The following is a 15,819-nucleotide window of genomic DNA, read 5'->3' on the forward strand; positions in this document are numbered from 1 at the left end:
CCCGCGCGAAGATCACGAGCGATACGCTTCCCTCTCGAACAGTCCTCAACTGGGCTTCAGCACAACGGAAATACGGGGCGGAACGAACCATGATGGGACCGGCGCACTCGCTGTCAGGAGCGGCAGCCTGGCTGGGGGTGGGGGCGGCGGCGACCGCGTACGGACATCCGATGCCGTGGCCGGTCCTCGTCGTCGGAGCGCTGATCAGCGCCGGGGCGGCGCTGGCACCCGACCTTGATCACAAGGCCGCGACCATATCCAACGCGTTCGGCCCGCTGTCGCACGGGCTGTGCGCGCTCGTGGACGCGCTGGCGACTGTCGTGTACAGGGCGACGAGGGGCAAGGGCGACGCCCGCAAGGGCGGCGGCCACCGCACCCTCACTCACACCGGGGTGTGGGCGGTCCTGCTCGGCGCCGGAGCTTCCGCCCTGGCGATCTACGGCGGCCGCTGGGCGGTCCTCGGCATCCTCTTCGTCCATGTGGTGCTCGCCATCGAGGGGCTGCTCTGGCGGGCCTCGCGCCCGTCCAGCAGCACCGTGCTGGTGTGGCTGCTCGGTGCTGCCGGTGCGTGGATCCTGGCCCAGATCCTGTCCGAGCCGGGCAACGGCGCGGACTGGTTCTTCACCGGCCCCCACCAGAACTACATGTGGCTGGGTCTGCCGATCCTGCTGGGCGCCCTGATCCACGACATCGGTGACGCCATCACCGTCTCGGGCTGCCCGATCTTCTGGCCGATACCGCTCGGCCGCAAGCACTGGCGCCATGTCGGCCCGCCCAAGTTCATGCGGTTCCGCGCGGGCAGCTGGGTGGAGCTCAAGGTGCTGATGCCGGTGTTCATGGTGGCGGGCGGAGTCAGCTGCGCGGTCGCGCTCGGCGTCATCTGAGCGGGCCGTGACCGGCGCGGTGCGAGGTCGGGCAGGTCCGGCCGGTGTCAGCCGCCGGCGAGGACGAAATCGGCTATCGCCGCGGCGACGGCTCCGGGCTGCTCATCGGGGATGAAGTGTCCGGCGTCGGGCACGACGACGCCGGTGACGTCGTCGGCCCATGGGCTGATGGAGGCCGCCATGTCCGGGACGGAGCCGTGGCTGCTGGAGATCCCGAGAACGGGCACGGTCAGGTGCCGCCGCTCCAGTGCCTCGTGGTTCTTGCGCGCCGAATCGGCGGCGTCCCGGTAGTAGGCGAGGGAGGCGCGGAGGCCACCGTCGGCGGCGACGGCCGCCGCGTAGTGGTCGAGCTCGGCGTCATCGAACGTGTCGGGAGAGAGCGCCTTCACTTTCAGGAACCAGCCGACGTAGTCCCGTTCGCGGCCGGCCAGCAGCGTCTCGGGCAGGTCGGGCACGAGATGGAACGCGAAATGCCAGGTCTTCCACGCCCGATCCGGGTCGGTGGGAATCGCTTCGGGGAGGGTGATGCCGGGAATTCCGGCGTCGAGCAGCGCGACCCCGTGCAGGTGGCTCTCGAATTCGAGTGCCAGGGAGAAAGCGACCCAGGCGCCGATGTCGTGGGCGACCAGCCAGTAGGACGACACTCCGAGAGCCTTCACGGCGGCGTGGACGTGCGCGGCGACCGTGTGCGTGTCGTAGCCGCGCTCCGGACGCTCGGAGTGGCCCTGACCCGGCAGGTCGATTGCGATGACGTGGAACCGGTCGGCGAGACCGGGCATGACCTTCCGCCATGCCCACCAGGTCTGCGGGAACCCGGCGAGCAGGACAACGGCCGGGCCGGCCGTCCGGCCGCCTTCGACGGCGTGGAGGCGGACGCCGTTCGCATCGACCCAGCGGTGAGTGAATCCCGCCAGGTCGTGCAGGGGCAGATCGCGGACGGGGTTGCTTTCACAGACGTGCCGAGCGCTGGTCGCAGGGTCAGTCATGGGGATCCTCCGTCAGGGTGAGGTGTCTTGGTGAACGCCGTCGCGCTGTCGCGACGTGTGAGGGACGCCCGGCCATCACCATGCGGGGACGCTAACACATCTTGAACTGAGTGTTCCAAGATAGAATGGTGCGGCGCAGCGCACGAGACATCGACAGACACCGGCAAGGAAGTGCCACGTGGCAGGCAAGAAGCAATTCGACATGGACACGGCACTCGACGCCGCGATGGTCCAGTTCTGGCGGGCCGGCTACGCCGATACCTCAGTGGACGATCTGTCCCGGGTGACCGGTCTGAACCGCAGCTCCATCTACTCCTCGCTCGGCGACAAGGACACGCTCTTCCTGCGCTGCCTGGACCGGTACGCCGCGCGTTATGGCGAGAAGTACGACGCCGCCCTGTCGTGTGCGGCCTCGGAGCCTCTTGCAGCCGTTCGTGCGTTCTTCGACGTCACCCTTGAGCGCATCGCCGATCCCGAACTGCCGGACGGCTGCCTGGTTGCCCAGTCGGCCATGGCGATCCCGGTGCTGAGCCAGAGCGTCGCGGCACACGCGAAGGAGGCGCTGGGCTTCCAGCGCTCGCGTCTGCGCGCCGCACTGAAGGCGGGCCGGTTGACCGACCGGGACGCCGAGGCCTTCGCCGACCACATGGCCGCCGTGAACCAGTCTCTCGCCGTCATGAGCAGAGCCGGGGCGAGCCCGGCGCAGCTCCGGGCCATTGTGGGCGTAACCGTCGACGCGCTCTCACAGGCGTTGCGTACGCGCACGTAGCGCTGCGGGCCGGGGCCCGTCGTCGACCCGACGGACCCCTGCCCCCGCGCTCACCCGTGCCAGGACCGCCACAGCGCCGCATATGCGCCGTCCGCAGCGACCAGCTCGTCATGGCTGCCCAGCTCGCTGACGCGGCCCTCCTCGACCACCGCGATCACATCCGCGTCGTGCGCGGTGTGCAGCCGGTGCGCGATCGCCACCACGGTGCGCCCGTCGAGCACCCGGGCGAGCGAACGCTCCAGATGGCGGGCCGCCCGCGGGTCCAGCAGCGACGTCGCCTCGTCCAGCACCAGGGTGTGCGGATCGGCGAGCACCAGCCGGGCCAGCGCGATCTGCTGGGCCTGCGCCGGGGTGAGGGCCAGACCGCCCGAGCCGACCTCGGTGTCCAGCGCCCCGTCCAGGGCGGCGGCCCAGCCGTCCGCGTCGACCGCGCCGAGCGCGGCCCACAGCTCCGTGTCGTCCGCGCCCGCCCTGGCCAGCAGCAGATTGTCGCGCAGGGAACCCACGAAGACGTGGTGCTCCTGATTGACCAGTGCGACATGTTCCCTTACGCGCTCCGCGGGCATCCTGGACAACTCGGCGCCCCCCAGCGTGACCTCGCCGGTGCGTGGCGCGTAGATCCCGGCCAGCAGCCGGCCCAGCGTGGACTTGCCCGCGCCGGACGGCCCGACCAGCGCCATCCGCGTGCCGGGGGCCACATCGAGTGTCACCCGGTGCAGTACGTCGACACCCTCCCGGTATCCGAAGTGCACCGCGTCGGCGCGCACCGCACGCCCGTCCGGGCCGATGGTCCCGTCACCCGCGTCCGGCTCGATCTCGCGCACACCCACCAGCCGGGCCAACGACACCTGGGCGACCTGGAGTTCGTCGTACCAGCGCAGGATGAGCCCGACCGGATCGACCATCATCTGGGCGAGCAGCGCCCCGGTGGTGAGCTGGCCGACGCTGATCCAGCCCTGGAGCACGAAGACGCCGCCGAGCATCAGCACCACGCCGAGGATCGTCACATAGGTGACGTTGATGACCGGGAAGAGGACCGACCGCAGCCAGAGCGTGTACCTCTCCCAGCGGGTCCACTCCTCGACCCGCCGCTCGGAGAGCGCCACCCGGCGGGCGCCGAGGCGGTGCGCCTCGATGGTCCTGCCCGCGTCCACGGTCTCGGCGAGCGCCGCGGCGACCGCCGCGTATCCGGCGGCCTCCGAACGGTAGGCGGACGGCGCCCGCTTGAAGTACCAGCGGCACCCGGCCAGCAGCACCGGCAGCGCGACCAGCACGGCGAGCGCGAGCGGCGGTGCGGTCACGGTCAGCGCGCCGATCAGCAGCGCCGCCCACACCACGCCGATGGCCAGCTGGGGCACTGCCTCGCGCATCGCGTTCGCGAGCCGGTCGATGTCGGTGGTGATGCGCGAGAGCAGGTCACCGGTACCGGCCCGTTCCAGGACGCCCGGCGGCAGCGCGACCGACCGTACGAGATAGTCCTCGCGGAGGTCGGCCAGCATCTCCTCGCCGAGCATCGCGCCGCGCAGCCCCACCAGCCGTACGAAGAAGGTCTGGACGGCAAGTGCCACGGCGAACACCACCGCGACGCGGCCGAGATGCATGTCGTGCCTGCCGTTCGACAGGTCCTCGACGAGACCGCCCAGGAGGTACGGGCCGACCAGCGAGGCGACCACCGCGATCGCGTTGGCCCCGATGAGTACGGCGAACGCCCGCCGGTGGCGGCCCAGCAACTCGCGTACGTAGGTCCTCACCGTCGTGGGTGTGCCGACCGGCAGTGTGGTGGCCGTCTCCGGTGCCGCCGGGTCGTAGGCCGGGGGCGCGACGCCGATCATGCCGACTCCTCGATGTCTGCGAAAGCTTGCCGGGCGGTGCGGGCGGCCGGGTCCGAGGCCCCGGCGGCGGGCGCTCCGTCCGCCTCCTCGCCGGGATGGCGGGTGACGACCGCGCGGTACCGCACGTCGCCGTGGAGCAGCTCGCGGTGCGGGCCGGCCGCGGCGACGGCACCCTCGTGTACGAAGACCACCCGGTCGGCGTGGTCGAGCAGCAGCGGCGACGAGGCGAAGACCACCGTCGTACGGCCTGCGCGCAGCTCCTTCACACCCCGGGCGACCCGTGCCTCGGTGTGCGAGTCGACGGCCGACGTCGGCTCGTCGAGCACCAGCACCTCCGGGTCGGTCACCAGCGAACGCGCCAGGGCAAGACGCTGCCGCTGTCCTCCGGAGAGCGACCGCCCGCGTTCGGTGATCCTGGTCCGCAGGGGATCGCCGCCCGGTTCGGCGGCGGCCTGCGCGAGCGCTTGCAGGACGTCCGTGCACTGCGCGGCGGCCAGCGCCCGCGCGGCGGGCACCTGGCCGGACGACGGCACGTCGAGCAGCTCGCTCAGGGTCCCGGACAGCAGCACCGGGTCCTTGTCCTGGACCAGGACGGCCGTACGGGCCGTGTCCAGCGGCAGATCGTCGAGCGCGACCCCGCCGAGCAGGACCGACGGCAGCTTCCCCGCGTCCTCCGCGGTGGCATGACCGCCGAGCCGCTCGGCCAGCGCGCCCGCGGCGTCCGGATCGCCGCACACCACAGCGGTGAACTCACCTGCCGGCGCGAGCAGTCCGGTCTCCGGGTCGTAGAGATCACCGGCCGGCACCACATCGGTGCCCACCGTCGGGACGGCCGCGGGACGGCCGGCCGGCTCCTCGTGCGCCGTCCGTTCGAGCGCCAGCACCCGCGCCGCGCGTTTCGCCGACGGCCGGGAGAACGAGTACGCCATGGCGATCTCCTGGAAGTGCCGCAGCGGGAAGAGCAGCAGCGTCACCGCGCTGTACACGGTGACGAGCTGGCCGACCTCGATCCGTCCTTCGGCGGCCAGCCGGGCACCGTAGCAGACCACCCCGATCAGCAGCAGCCCCGGCAGCAGCACCTGGATCCCCGAGATCAGCGCCCACATACGGGCGCTGCGCACGGCGGCCCGGCGCACTTCCTGGGATGCGCTGCGGTAGCGGCCGAGGAAGAGCTCCTCGCCGCCGATACCACGCAGTACCCGAAGCCCCGCCACGGTGTCGGCCGCCAGCTCGGTGGCCCGGCCCGCCTTCTCCCGCTGGAGATCGGCGCGCGCGGTGGCGCTGGACAGCAACGGCAGGACGGCCAGCGCCAGTACGGGCATGGCGAGCGCCACCACGATGCCCAGCGAGGGCAGATACACCACCAGGCCGGCACAGATGATGACCAGAACGGTCGCGGCGGCGAGGAAGCGCGAGAGCGCCTCGACGAACCAGCCGATCTTCTCCACGTCCCCGGTGGACACCGCGACGACCTCACCCGCCGCGACCCGCCGGGTCAGCGCCGAACCCAGCTCGGCGGTCTTGCGGGCCAGCAGCTGCTGGACGCGGGCCGCAGCGGTGATCCAGTTGGTGACGGCGGTCCGGTGCAGCATGGTGTCGCCCACCGCGATCAGCGCGCCGAGCAGCGCGATCAGCCCGCCGGAGAGGGCGAGCCGGCCGCCGGAGCGGTCCACCACCGCCTGCACGGCGAAGCCGACCGCCAGTGGCAGTCCGGCGATCCCGCACTGGTGCAGCAGCCCCCAGGCGAGCGAGCGGCACTGACCGCCGAGCTGGTTGCGCCCGAGCCAGTAGAGGAAGCGGGGACCTGACCGTACGTCGGGATCGCCTGGATCTGGATAGGGAAGATCGCGAATCTGCATGGGATCCCAGAAGTCGAAGAGGGGCTCAAACCGTGCAAGGTTCGCGCTCCGCCACGCTTCGGGGCAATCGATTTTCCGTCCGGGGGACCCGAACGCGCCGTGATCGCGCCGGGTTCAGCCGCGCCGGTCCGGTCCGGGACCGGGCCGGGTCGCCCGCTCCAGCTCAAGGAGTACGGAGTGGTAACCGCGCCCGGTCGCACGGTCCATACCGACCTCGCACATCCGGTTCGCCGAGAGATACGCGTCGAAACTCCTGGCGTTGACCTCGGCCGCCTCCGGCGCCGTCGCGGCGGCGGTGAGTTCCTTGTGGAGCATCCCGCGGTCCCCGGCGAAGGCGCAGCAGCCGAGACTGTCGGGGACGACGACCTCATCGGCGCAGGCCTCGGCGACGGCCCTCAACTGCTGCTCGTCGCCCAGGTGTTGCATGGAGCAGGTGGGGTGCAGCACGGCGGAGCCGGTCTTACGGAGCACGGTGAGACGGGGGAGCAGCTCGTCGGCGGCCCAGACGACGGAGTCGACGATCGTCAGCTCGCTGTGCAGCTCACGGTTGTCGTCGGTGAGGTAGGGGACCACCTCATGGGCGATGCCCAGGGTGCAGGACGACGCGTCCACGATCAGCGGGTACTTGCCGCCGCCGGTCCAGCCCCAGGCGGCCTCGACGATGCGGTTGGCCATCACCGTGTTGCCCTCGTCGTACCCCTTGGAGTGCCAGATCGTCGCACAGCAGGTCCCCGCCACATTGTCCGGGATCCACACCGGCCGTCCGGCCCGCTCGGCGAGCGCCACGACGGCCCGGGGGAGTGAGGGCCCCTGGAATCCGGCCGGTTCACCGAAGATCCGGTTGACGCAGGCGGGGTAGTAGACGGCGGTCGAGCCCCTGCGCGAGGTGCGCGGGAGTTCACGGGCGGCCGCCCCGGGGATCTCCGGCAGCCACTCCGGCACCAGATCGGGGCGGACGGCCCGGCGGGCGAGGCCGGTGACGGACTCAAGGAGCCGGTCACTGATCCGGTCCGCAGCGCCGACCGCGAGCCGCGCCGCCGCCTCGACCGTCCTGAAGTTCCGTGCGGTCAGCGCGGCCACCCGCTCCTCGCGCGGGGTGTGCCGCCGGTGGCGGAAGTCCTTCATCATCGCGCCGGTGTCGATCCCCACCGGGCAGGCGAGCTTGCAGGTGGAGTCGCCCGCGCAGGTGTCCACGGCGTCATACCCGTACGCGTCGAGCAGGCTGTCCTCGACCGGGGAGCCGGGCGACTGGCGCATCATCTCGCGGCGCAGCACGATGCGCTGGCGCGGTGTCGTCGTCAGATCGTGGCTGGGGCAGGTGGGTTCGCAGAATCCGCACTCGATACAGGGGTCGGCGATCAGCTCCACCTTGGGGATGGTCTTGAGCCCGCGCAGATGGGCCTCGGGGTCACGGTCCAGGACGATACGGGGCGCGAGCACCCCGTCGGGGTCGATGATCTGCTTGATCCGCCACATCAACTCCGTCGCCCTCGGGCCCCATTCGAGTTCGAGGAAGGGCGCGATGTTGCGGCCGGTGGCGTGCTCGGCCTTGAGCGATCCGTCGAAGCGCCCGACCGTCAGCCGGCAGAACTCGTCCATGAAGGCGGCATAGCGCTCGACGTCCTCGGGCAGCCCCGCGTCGAAGGCGAGCAGGAAATGCAGATTGCCGTGGGCCGCGTGACCGGCCACGGCGGCGTCGAAGCCGTGCCGGGTCTGCAGTTCGAGCAGCGCCGTGCAGGCGTCGGCGAGCTTCGACGGCGGTACGGCGAAGTCCTCGGTGATCAGCGTCGTGCCGGACGGCCGGGCACCGCCGACCGCGGTGACGAACGCCTTGCGCGCCTTCCAGTACCCGGCGATGGTCTTCGGGTCGCGGGTGAACTCATTGGTCACCGAGGCGACGGGCGCCACCAGCTCCAGGCCGGCGACGGCCCCGGCCGCCACCCGCTCGTACGCCTCCCTGCCCGCCTCGTCCGGGGCGCGGAACTCGACCAGCAGCGCCGCCGTCTCCTTGGGCAGCTCCGCCCAGTCGGCCGGAACGCCCGCCACGCTCACCGAGGCGCGCAGCGTGTTGCCGTCCATCAGCTCGACGGCCAGGGCCCCGGCCTGGTTGAAGACGGGGACCGCCGCGGCAGCCGCCCGGAGCGTCGGGAAGAAGAGCAGCGCGGTGGAGAGCCTGCGGTCCAGCGGCAGGGTGTCGAAGACGACCTCGGAGATGAAACCGAAGGTGCCCTCGGAACCGACCATCAGCCCGCGCAGGATCTCGACGGGGGTGGCGCCGTCCAGGAAGGCGTCGAGGCGGTAGCCGTTGGTGTTCTTGATCTCGTACTTGGACCGGATCCGGGCGGTCAGCTCCTGGTCTGCCTCGATCTCCGCCTTGACCGCGAGCAGCCCCGCGCACAGGCCGGGCTCGGCGGCGGCGAGGGCGTCGTCGGCGGCCGGGCCGGCCGTGTCGACCACGGTGCCGCCCGGCAGCACGAAGGTCAGCGACGCGAGCGTGCGGTAGGAGTTACGGGTGGTGCCCGCCGTCATACCGGAGGCGTTGTTGGCGACGACACCGCCGAGGGTGCAGGCGATGGCGCTGGCCGGGTCGGGGCCCAGGACGCGGCCGTGCCGGGCGAGCGTCGCATTGGCGCGGACGACGGTGGTGCCCGGCTGGATGCGGGCTCGTGCGCCGTCGTCCATGACCTCGATGCCGGACCAGTGGCGGCGGACGTCGACCAGGATGTCCTCGCCCTGGGCCTGCCCGTTCAGTGAGGTGCCCGCTGCCCGGAAGACGACCTGGCGGCCGTTGTCCCTCGCGTACGAGAGCACGGCCGAGATGTCGTCGATGTCCTCGGCGACCACCACGACCCGGGGGACGAATCGGTACGGGCTGGCGTCGGACGCGTACCGCACGAGGTCGGAGACCTTCGAGAGCACCTTCTCCTCGCCCAGCAGCGCGGTCAGATCACCGCGCAGCGGCTCGGGGGTCCCGGCCGACCGGGTGTCGGGCACCCGGTCGGGGGCCGGCGTCCGCTTCGTACGCGGCCGGAGAGTGCCGGGCTTCGGGTCGAGCAGCGGCATGGCGGAGCCTCCTGGGCTGGACGGCTGGACGGCTGGAGAGCTGTACGGATGGCGGCCGGGCGGGTCCGGTGGATGCGCGGGCGGCCGTCAGAGGTGGTGGTCGCCCGCGCCGTCCAGCAGCGTGGACAGCAGTTCGCCGAGCACGTCGCGCTGGCCGGTGGCCAGTGGGGCAAGGATCTCCTCAGCGGCCCTGCGGCGCGCGTCGCGCAGCGCGCGCAGGGTGGCCCGGCCGCTGTCCGTCAGCTCGATCCGCACCACCCGGCGGTTGCTCGGATCGGGCACCCGGCGGACGCTGCCGCTCTCCTCCAGGGCGTCGACGAGGCTGGTCACGGCGCGCGGCACCACTTCGAGCCGCTGGGCCAGGTCGGCCATGCGCGGCGGCTCGGTGCAGTGCGCGACCGTACGCAGCAGGCGGGACTGCGCGGGGGTGATGCCTACCGGCTCCAGATGCTGCTTGTGGATCCGGTGGAGCCTGCGGGTCAGCCGGAGGAGCTGCTCGGCCAGCAGGCCGTCGGCGTCGGGGGCACCGGAGGGTGATGACATGGAGGGAACAATATCAGGACCATGTGCATTGTGAGCTTAGGTAACAGTGCATTATGCTCTACGGACCCGCTCCGGTACGTCCGGGGCCGGCTCCGTTCCCGCGCCTCGTGCGGCGGGCCGGTGATGCCGCCCCGCCGCACTGCCGGAGCGCTGAACCACTGCTGAACGACTGTGCAGTCACCGTTGCATCACCTCCACTGCCGAAGGAGCTCATGAAACCCGAACGCCCCGACTGGACGCCCCCGCCCCGTGCGGCCGGGCGGCCGCCTGCCGAAGTACGGCGTATCGTCCGGCTCTTCCGCCCCTACCGCGCGCGCCTGGCACTCGTCGGACTGCTGGTCTGCGCTTCGTCGCTGGTCTCGGTCGCCTCGCCGTTCATGCTGCGGGCCATCCTCGACACCGCGATCCCGCAGGGCCGTACCGGTCTGCTGAGCCTGCTCGCCCTGGGCATGATCGCCACCGCGGTCGTGAACAGCGTCTTCGGAGTGCTCCAGACCCTGATCTCGACCACGGTCGGCCAGCGCGTCATGCACGATCTGCGCACCGCCGTCTACGCCCAGCTGCAGCGGATGCCGCTCGCCTTCTTCACCCGGACGCGCACCGGTGAGGTCCAGTCCCGCATCGCCAACGACATCGGCGGTATGCAGGCGACGGTCACCTCCACCGCGACCTCCCTGGTCTCCAACCTCACGGCCGTCATCGCCACCGTCGTCGCCATGGTCGCCCTCGACTGGCGGCTGACGATCGTGTCCCTCCTGCTGCTCCCGGTGTTCGTCTGGATCAGCCGCCGAGTCGGCCGCGAGCGCAAGAAGATCACCACCGAGCGGCAGAAGCAGATGGCGGTGATGGCCGCCACGGTCACCGAGTCGCTGTCGGTCAGCGGCATCCTGCTCGGGCGCACCATGGGCCGCTCCGACTCGCTCACCCAGGGTTTCGCCACGGAGTCCGAACGCCTCGTCGACCTCGAAGTGCGCTCCAGCATGGCCGGACGGTGGCGGATGTCGACCATCGGCATCGTCATGGCCGCGATGCCGGCCGTCATCTACTGGGCGGCGGGCCTGGCCCTCCAGGAGGGCGGGCCCCATGTCTCCATCGGCACGCTCGTCGCCTTCGTCTCGCTCCAGCAGGGGCTCTTCCGCCCCGCGGTCAGCCTGCTGTCGACCGGTGTGGACATGCAGACGTCGATCGCCCTCTTCCAGCGGATCTTCGAGTACCTGGATCTGCCGGTGGACATCACGGAGCCCGAGAACCCCGTCCCGCTGGACGAGGTCCGTGGCGAAGTGCGCTTCCAGCACGTCGACTTCGGCTATGACGAGACGAGCGGGCCCACTCTGGAGGCCATCGACATCGCGGTGCCCGCCGGCGGCAGCCTGGCGGTCGTCGGCCCCACCGGTTCGGGCAAGTCCACCCTCAGCTATCTGGTGCCCCGGCTGTACGACGTGACCGGCGGACAGGTCACGCTGGACGGTGTCGATGTGCGCGACCTCGACTTCGCCACGCTGGCGCGGGCCGTGGGCGTCGTTTCCCAGGAGACCTACCTCTTCCACGCGTCGGTCGCTGACAACCTGCGCTTCGCCAAGCCGGACGCCACCGACGCCCAGCTCGAAGAGGCGGCCAGAGCCGCGCAGATCCACGAGCACATCGCTTCGCTGCCCGACGGGTACCGGACACTGGTCGGTGAGCGTGGTTATCGCTTCTCGGGCGGCGAGAAACAGCGCCTGGCCCTGGCCCGTACGATCCTGCGCGACCCGCCGGTCCTGATCCTCGACGAAGCCACCAGCGCCCTGGACACCCGCACCGAACACGCCGTGCAGCAAGCCATCGACGGTCTGTCCGCCGGTCGCACCACCATCACCATCGCGCACCGGCTCTCCACGGTCAGGGACGCCGACCAGATCGTGGTGCTGGACGCCGGACGGGTCGCCGAGCGCGGGACGCATGACGAACTGCTCGCACTGGACGGCCGGTACGCCGCACTGGTCCGCAGGGACGGCGAGCGGGCCCCGACCGTGACCGTCTGACAGCCGGCGCCGGCACCTGACACGACAGCGCCGCCGCTCCCGTGGGACGGGAAGCGACGGCGCCGGTCGGAACGAGTGTCAGACGAGCCAACCCACGAAGTGGACGATGCCGGCAAGCAGGTCGGTGAGGAAGTTCATGGTGGTGCGTTCTCCTTGTGCATGGTTCATCAGTGGGACTGCGCAGTCGCGGTCTGCAGCCCGTCGCTTGCGCACTGTAAGCATCCTGCTTCGTGCGGTAGCCGGGCAAGCGAATCCGGTACGACCACACGTTCCAGCGAACACCCGCTCCCCTGTTCGTGTGTTCGTCAACATGCTGCCTTTGTCAGGCGGCTGAGGCGCCGACGGGAGCGGGGTCCCCGGAGCGTTCCAGCAGCCGCCGGACGTCCCGGACCGCCGAGCGTCCCGCCCGGTTGGCGCCGATGGTGGAGGCCGAAGGCCCGTAACCGAGCAGATGGATCCGCTCGTCCCGGACCACGCGGGTGCCGTCGAGCTGGATGCCACCGCCCGGTTCGCGGAGCCGCAGAGGTGACAGATGGTCGATGGCGGCCCGGAATCCGGTGGCCCAGAGGATGGTGTCCGCCGCCACGGTGCGGCCGCTGTCCCAGGCGACCCCGTCCGGGGTGATCCGGTCGAACATGGGCAGCCGGTCGAGAACGCCCCGGTCCCGGGCGGCCCGGATCGCGTCGTTCACCGGCAGTCCGGTCACCGAGACGACACTCTGCGGCGGCAGCCCCCGCCGTACGCGCTCCTCGACCATCGCGACCGCTCGCCGGCCCCACTCCTCGGTGAACGGCCCCTCCCTGAACACCGGCGGGCGCCGCGTCACCCAGGTCGTCCCGGCGGCGACGCCGGCGATCTCCATCAGATGCTGGGTACCGGAGGCCCCGCCGCCGACGACCACGACCCGCTGCCCGGCGAACTCCTGCGGGCCGCGGTATCCCGAGGTGTGCAACTGCCGTCCCCGGAAGGCCTCCTGGCCCGGGTAGTGCGGCCAGAAGGGCCGGTCCCAGGTGCCGGTGGCGCTGATCACCGCACGGGCGGTCCAGACACCCTGTGACGTCTCGACGCGCAGCCGCCCGCCGTGGCCCTCGCGTACCGCGGTGACCTCGACGGGTCGGCGTACCTGAAGCCCGAAGGCCTCCTCGTACGCCGTGAAGTATTCGCCCACGACCTCCGACGAGGGCCGGTCGCCGTCGGCGTCGCCCAGCTCCATACCGGGCAGCGAGTGCATCCCGTGCACCTTGCCGTAGGTCAGCGAGGGCCAGCGGAACTGCCAGGCGCCACCCGGCCGCGGGGCATGGTCCAGCACGACGAAATCCCGCCCGGGGGCCAGCCCGGTGCGCCGCAGGTGGTAGGCGGCGGAGAGGCCCGCCTGTCCGGCGCCGATGACCACCACGTCCACTGCGCGTACCCCGGAGTCGTTCACGTTTCATCCAACAGCTCCGGCTTCCGGGATCTTCCCGCCCGGGGACGGGTCGACCCGCCCGGACGGGCACGTGCCTCCGGCGCGCGGGAGGATGGGACGCATGGCAGACACCACCTTCACGACGCGCATCGTGCACATCAGGACGGGCGACCGCGAGACCGTCACCGACCTGACGGGGGAGTGCGAGGAATTCCTCCGTGAGGCGGCGGCGGGCCGTGACGGCCTGCTCAATGTCTTCGTACCGCACGCGACAGCCGGCGTAGCGGTGCTGGAAACCGGAGCGGGCAGCGACGACGACCTCATCGCGGCCCTGCACGGCCTGCTCCCGGCGGACGACCGCTGGCAGCACAGACACGGCACCCCGGGCCACGGCAGGGACCACGTGGTACCGGCCCTGGTGGCACCGCACGCGACACTTCCGGTGATCGGAGGGCGGCTGGAACTGGGGACGTGGCAGTCGGTGTGCCTGGTGGATACCAACGTGGATAACGTCAACCGGCACGTTCGGTTGAGCTTCTTTGGTGGGTGAGTTGCTCGACGAGCTGCACTGTAGTGGGCGGTTCCGGCCGTACCGACCGGGCACTCAGGACTGCCGGGAGCGGCGCTCCATGCAGCCAATCCCGGCACACGAACTTCGCTGGCTCATCCCGCGCGGCGGCGCTGTGATCAGCTTCACACCCGCCTCGGCATGCAACGAGTTCCAGGAGCAATGGAAGTACGGCTCGGAGTGGATCGCCGAGCAGACAGGCGGTGGCGACCACCGAGATGAGGGCGTCGGCGAACGCCTTGACCATCGCGCGCAGGAGATCGGGACTCGCTGCGGCGAGGTTGTCTTCGGTGAGGGCGTGCAGGGGCAGACTGCCTGGCGCGGTCATCGTGCTGATCTCCTTCGAGGCTTCGACACTTCGAAGATCAGCCGGTGGCCGTTCATCTATGGCGGGTCAGGACGGTGAGCGCAGCCAGCCATGGGTGCGAGCGGTGCGGGAGGCGACCTCCAGTAGCCGGGCGGTGGCGGGCCGTTCGGTGCCGCCGCGGGTGAGCAGGTGGATCTCGATGGTCGCTGCCGGGGACAGCGGCTGCCACACCAGGCCGGCCGGGAGGCCGGGCAGGGCGGACTCGCCGACGATGGATACGGCTTCGCCCTGGGTGACGGGCATGTGGGAGGCATCGAAGGACAGTTGGCGCTCGCGCAGTCGCGGGGAGATTCCGGCGCGGTCGAGAATGCCGGTGATCGCGTCGTAGTGCCCGGGGTTGTCGTGGCGTGCGTGTACGAGCACGGTCTCGTCGACGAGCGCGTGCACGTCGACATCCGAACCGGCGGTGAGGGGGTGGTCTGCGGACATCAGGACGCCTTGGGGTTCCAGGCGTACCAGGGTGCGGACCAGTTGCGGGGTCGGGGGCGGGCAGCGGACCAGTCCCGCGTCGAGGGTGCCGTCGGCGACGCCCGCCAGGATCTCGGCGGTGGGCAGCAGACGGGTGCCCGTACTGATACCGGGATATGCCTTGGCCAATGCGGCGAGCAGGGTGGGCGCGGTCTCGTAGCCGGTGCTCGCGCTGTAGCCGAGGGACACGCTGCCGCTCTCACCTGCGGCGAAGCGCCGCACGTCCTGCCACAGCCGGTCCATCTCGCCGCACAGTGTCGACCCGCGGTCCATCAGGAGCCGGCCGGCTTCGGTGGGCTCCACGGACTGTGTGGTGCGGTCGAGGAGTCGTACGCCCAATTCCTGTTCCAGCTGACGTATTTGTCGGCTGAGGGCGGGCTGGGCTATGTGCAAGCGTTCTGCGGCCCGGGTGAAATTCTGCTCCTGGGCGACGGCGAGGAAGTAGCGAAGACGACGAAGTTCTGCCATGCCACGCACCCTACAACTGTCCTGGCCTGCACTTATATCGTTTTGTTCTGAGCCTGGTGCGAACAGGTCTTTCCCTTCTGCCGTGGGGGATTCCTAGTGTTCGAGGTGTCGGAGAGACAACGCCTCGAACACGGAGAAGGGCCTCACCATGAACCAGCAGGAAATCACCGAAGCGAGCAAGGAAATCGTCCAGGCGTACATGGACGCCCTGATGAAGGGTGACCTGGTTGCACTGCGCGACTTCTTCACGCCGGAGACGACCTGGACTCTGGCCGGTGATCTGCCGGTGTCGGGCACCTGGACCGGACCGGACGAGATCCTCGGTGAGTTCGTGCCGGCGATGGTGGCCCGGTTGGTGCCGGAGTCGATGGAGTTCGAGTTCGAGGGGCTGATCGGAGAGGGCGAGCGGGTCCTTGCCGAATGGAACACCCGGGCTCTGGCGCGGGCGGGAGGCCGTTACGACCAGCACTGCCTGGCCGTCTTCACGGTCCGGGAAGGCCGGATAGCCGCGGTGCGTGAGCACTTCGACACCCTGCACGCCAAGACCGTCGTCTTCGCCTGAAGCCGCCCCAAGTTCTCGTCGACG

The 15,819-nt window shown here is 70.8% G+C and carries 13 protein-coding genes; 6 read left to right on the forward strand and 7 right to left on the reverse strand.

Annotated features, from left to right (window positions below; all coding sequences use genetic code 11):
* Positions 1 to 89: 89 nt before the first annotated feature.
* Positions 90 to 884, forward strand: a complete 795-nt coding sequence (locus OG385_RS30030) for a metal-dependent hydrolase (protein WP_266859423.1) — start codon at positions 90 to 92, stop codon at positions 882 to 884.
* A gap of 47 nt (positions 885 to 931) precedes the next feature.
* On the opposite strand, the gene OG385_RS30035 is transcribed toward OG385_RS30030, so the two are convergent.
* Complete coding sequence (locus tag OG385_RS30035; protein ID WP_266859425.1) at positions 932 to 1,870, reverse strand: alpha/beta fold hydrolase; 939 nt, start codon at positions 1,868 to 1,870, stop codon at positions 932 to 934.
* Between the two features lie 178 nt (positions 1,871 to 2,048).
* Here OG385_RS30035 and OG385_RS30040 point away from each other — a divergent pair, with 178 nt between their 5' ends.
* Complete coding sequence (locus OG385_RS30040) at positions 2,049 to 2,639, forward strand: TetR/AcrR family transcriptional regulator (RefSeq protein ID WP_266859427.1); 591 nt, start codon at positions 2,049 to 2,051, stop codon at positions 2,637 to 2,639.
* A 50-nt stretch (positions 2,640 to 2,689) separates the two neighbouring features.
* Here the strand turns inward: OG385_RS30040 and OG385_RS30045 are convergent, their stop codons facing one another.
* The 4 genes from OG385_RS30045 to OG385_RS30060 all read right to left on the reverse strand — a co-directional run bounded on the left by OG385_RS30045 (position 2,690) and on the right by OG385_RS30060 (position 9,936).
* Complete coding sequence (locus OG385_RS30045) at positions 2,690 to 4,471, reverse strand: ABC transporter ATP-binding protein (protein WP_266859429.1); 1,782 nt, start codon at positions 4,469 to 4,471, stop codon at positions 2,690 to 2,692.
* Positions 4,468 to 6,330, reverse strand: coding sequence for an ABC transporter ATP-binding protein (locus OG385_RS30050; RefSeq protein ID WP_266859431.1), 1,863 nt, complete (start codon positions 6,328 to 6,330; stop codon positions 4,468 to 4,470). Before OG385_RS30050 ends, OG385_RS30045 begins: the two co-directional genes overlap by 4 nt.
* Positions 6,331 to 6,444: 114 nt before the next feature.
* Positions 6,445 to 9,393 (reverse strand): FAD-binding and (Fe-S)-binding domain-containing protein, encoded by a 2,949-nt coding sequence (locus OG385_RS30055; RefSeq protein WP_266859433.1) that lies wholly within the window; start codon positions 9,391 to 9,393, stop codon positions 6,445 to 6,447.
* A gap of 87 nt (positions 9,394 to 9,480) precedes the next feature.
* Positions 9,481 to 9,936, reverse strand: a complete 456-nt coding sequence (locus tag OG385_RS30060) for a MarR family winged helix-turn-helix transcriptional regulator (RefSeq protein WP_266859435.1) — start codon at positions 9,934 to 9,936, stop codon at positions 9,481 to 9,483.
* A 212-nt stretch (positions 9,937 to 10,148) separates the two neighbouring features.
* Here OG385_RS30060 and OG385_RS30065 point away from each other — a divergent pair, with 212 nt between their 5' ends.
* Positions 10,149 to 11,957 (forward strand): ABC transporter ATP-binding protein, encoded by a 1,809-nt coding sequence (locus OG385_RS30065; protein ID WP_266859436.1) that lies wholly within the window; start codon positions 10,149 to 10,151, stop codon positions 11,955 to 11,957.
* A gap of 322 nt (positions 11,958 to 12,279) precedes the next feature.
* Here OG385_RS30065 and OG385_RS30070 read toward each other — a convergent pair whose 3' ends face one another.
* Complete coding sequence (locus tag OG385_RS30070) at positions 12,280 to 13,383, reverse strand: FAD-dependent oxidoreductase (protein ID WP_266859437.1); 1,104 nt, start codon at positions 13,381 to 13,383, stop codon at positions 12,280 to 12,282.
* A 100-nt stretch (positions 13,384 to 13,483) separates the two neighbouring features.
* On the opposite strand from OG385_RS30070, the gene OG385_RS30075 reads away from it, so the two are divergent.
* Together OG385_RS30075 and OG385_RS30080 are read left to right on the forward strand one after the other, a co-directional pair.
* Positions 13,484 to 13,912 carry a secondary thiamine-phosphate synthase enzyme YjbQ gene (locus OG385_RS30075; RefSeq protein WP_266859439.1) on the forward strand — a complete coding sequence of 143 codons (429 nt, stop codon included), beginning with the start codon at positions 13,484 to 13,486 and terminating at the stop codon, positions 13,910 to 13,912.
* A 79-nt stretch (positions 13,913 to 13,991) separates the two neighbouring features.
* Positions 13,992 to 14,336 (forward strand): hypothetical protein, encoded by a 345-nt coding sequence (locus OG385_RS30080; protein ID WP_266859441.1) that lies wholly within the window; start codon positions 13,992 to 13,994, stop codon positions 14,334 to 14,336.
* Here the strand turns inward: OG385_RS30080 and OG385_RS30085 are convergent.
* The gene (locus OG385_RS30085; protein WP_266859443.1) at positions 14,325 to 15,233 is read right to left on the reverse strand and encodes a LysR family transcriptional regulator; all 909 of its coding nucleotides are present in this window, start codon (positions 15,231 to 15,233) and stop codon (positions 14,325 to 14,327) included. The two genes, OG385_RS30080 and OG385_RS30085, sit on opposite strands and share 12 nt — an antisense overlap.
* Before the next feature lie 148 nt (positions 15,234 to 15,381).
* Here OG385_RS30085 and OG385_RS30090 point away from each other — a divergent pair, with 148 nt between their 5' ends.
* The gene (locus OG385_RS30090) at positions 15,382 to 15,795 is read left to right on the forward strand and encodes a nuclear transport factor 2 family protein (protein WP_266859445.1); all 414 of its coding nucleotides are present in this window, start codon (positions 15,382 to 15,384) and stop codon (positions 15,793 to 15,795) included.
* Positions 15,796 to 15,819: the final 24 nt, after the last annotated feature.

It is taken from the genome of Streptomyces sp. NBC_01306, assembly GCF_026340465.1.
Classification (GTDB): domain Bacteria; phylum Actinomycetota; class Actinomycetes; order Streptomycetales; family Streptomycetaceae; genus Streptomyces.

Excerpts from the sequence above, each read along its gene's own strand:
- OG385_RS30030 (WP_266859423.1), top strand. The coding sequence starts at position 90 with ATGATGGGACCGGCGCACTCGCTGTCAGGAGCGGCAGCCTGGCTGGGG.
- OG385_RS30035 (WP_266859425.1), bottom strand. The coding sequence starts at position 1,870 with ATGACTGACCCTGCGACCAGCGCTCGGCACGTCTGTGAAAGCAACCCC.
- OG385_RS30045 (WP_266859429.1), bottom strand. The coding sequence starts at position 4,471 with ATGATCGGCGTCGCGCCCCCGGCCTACGACCCGGCGGCACCGGAGACG.
- OG385_RS30050 (WP_266859431.1), bottom strand. The coding sequence starts at position 6,330 with ATGCAGATTCGCGATCTTCCCTATCCAGATCCAGGCGATCCCGACGTA.
- OG385_RS30055 (WP_266859433.1), bottom strand. The coding sequence starts at position 9,393 with ATGCCGCTGCTCGACCCGAAGCCCGGCACTCTCCGGCCGCGTACGAAG.
- OG385_RS30060 (WP_266859435.1), bottom strand. The coding sequence starts at position 9,936 with ATGTCATCACCCTCCGGTGCCCCCGACGCCGACGGCCTGCTGGCCGAG.
- OG385_RS30065 (WP_266859436.1), top strand. The coding sequence starts at position 10,149 with ATGAAACCCGAACGCCCCGACTGGACGCCCCCGCCCCGTGCGGCCGGG.
- OG385_RS30075 (WP_266859439.1), top strand. The coding sequence starts at position 13,484 with ATGGCAGACACCACCTTCACGACGCGCATCGTGCACATCAGGACGGGC.
- OG385_RS30080 (WP_266859441.1), top strand. The coding sequence starts at position 13,992 with ATGCAGCCAATCCCGGCACACGAACTTCGCTGGCTCATCCCGCGCGGC.
- OG385_RS30085 (WP_266859443.1), bottom strand. The coding sequence starts at position 15,233 with ATGGCAGAACTTCGTCGTCTTCGCTACTTCCTCGCCGTCGCCCAGGAG.
- OG385_RS30090 (WP_266859445.1), top strand. The coding sequence starts at position 15,382 with ATGAACCAGCAGGAAATCACCGAAGCGAGCAAGGAAATCGTCCAGGCG.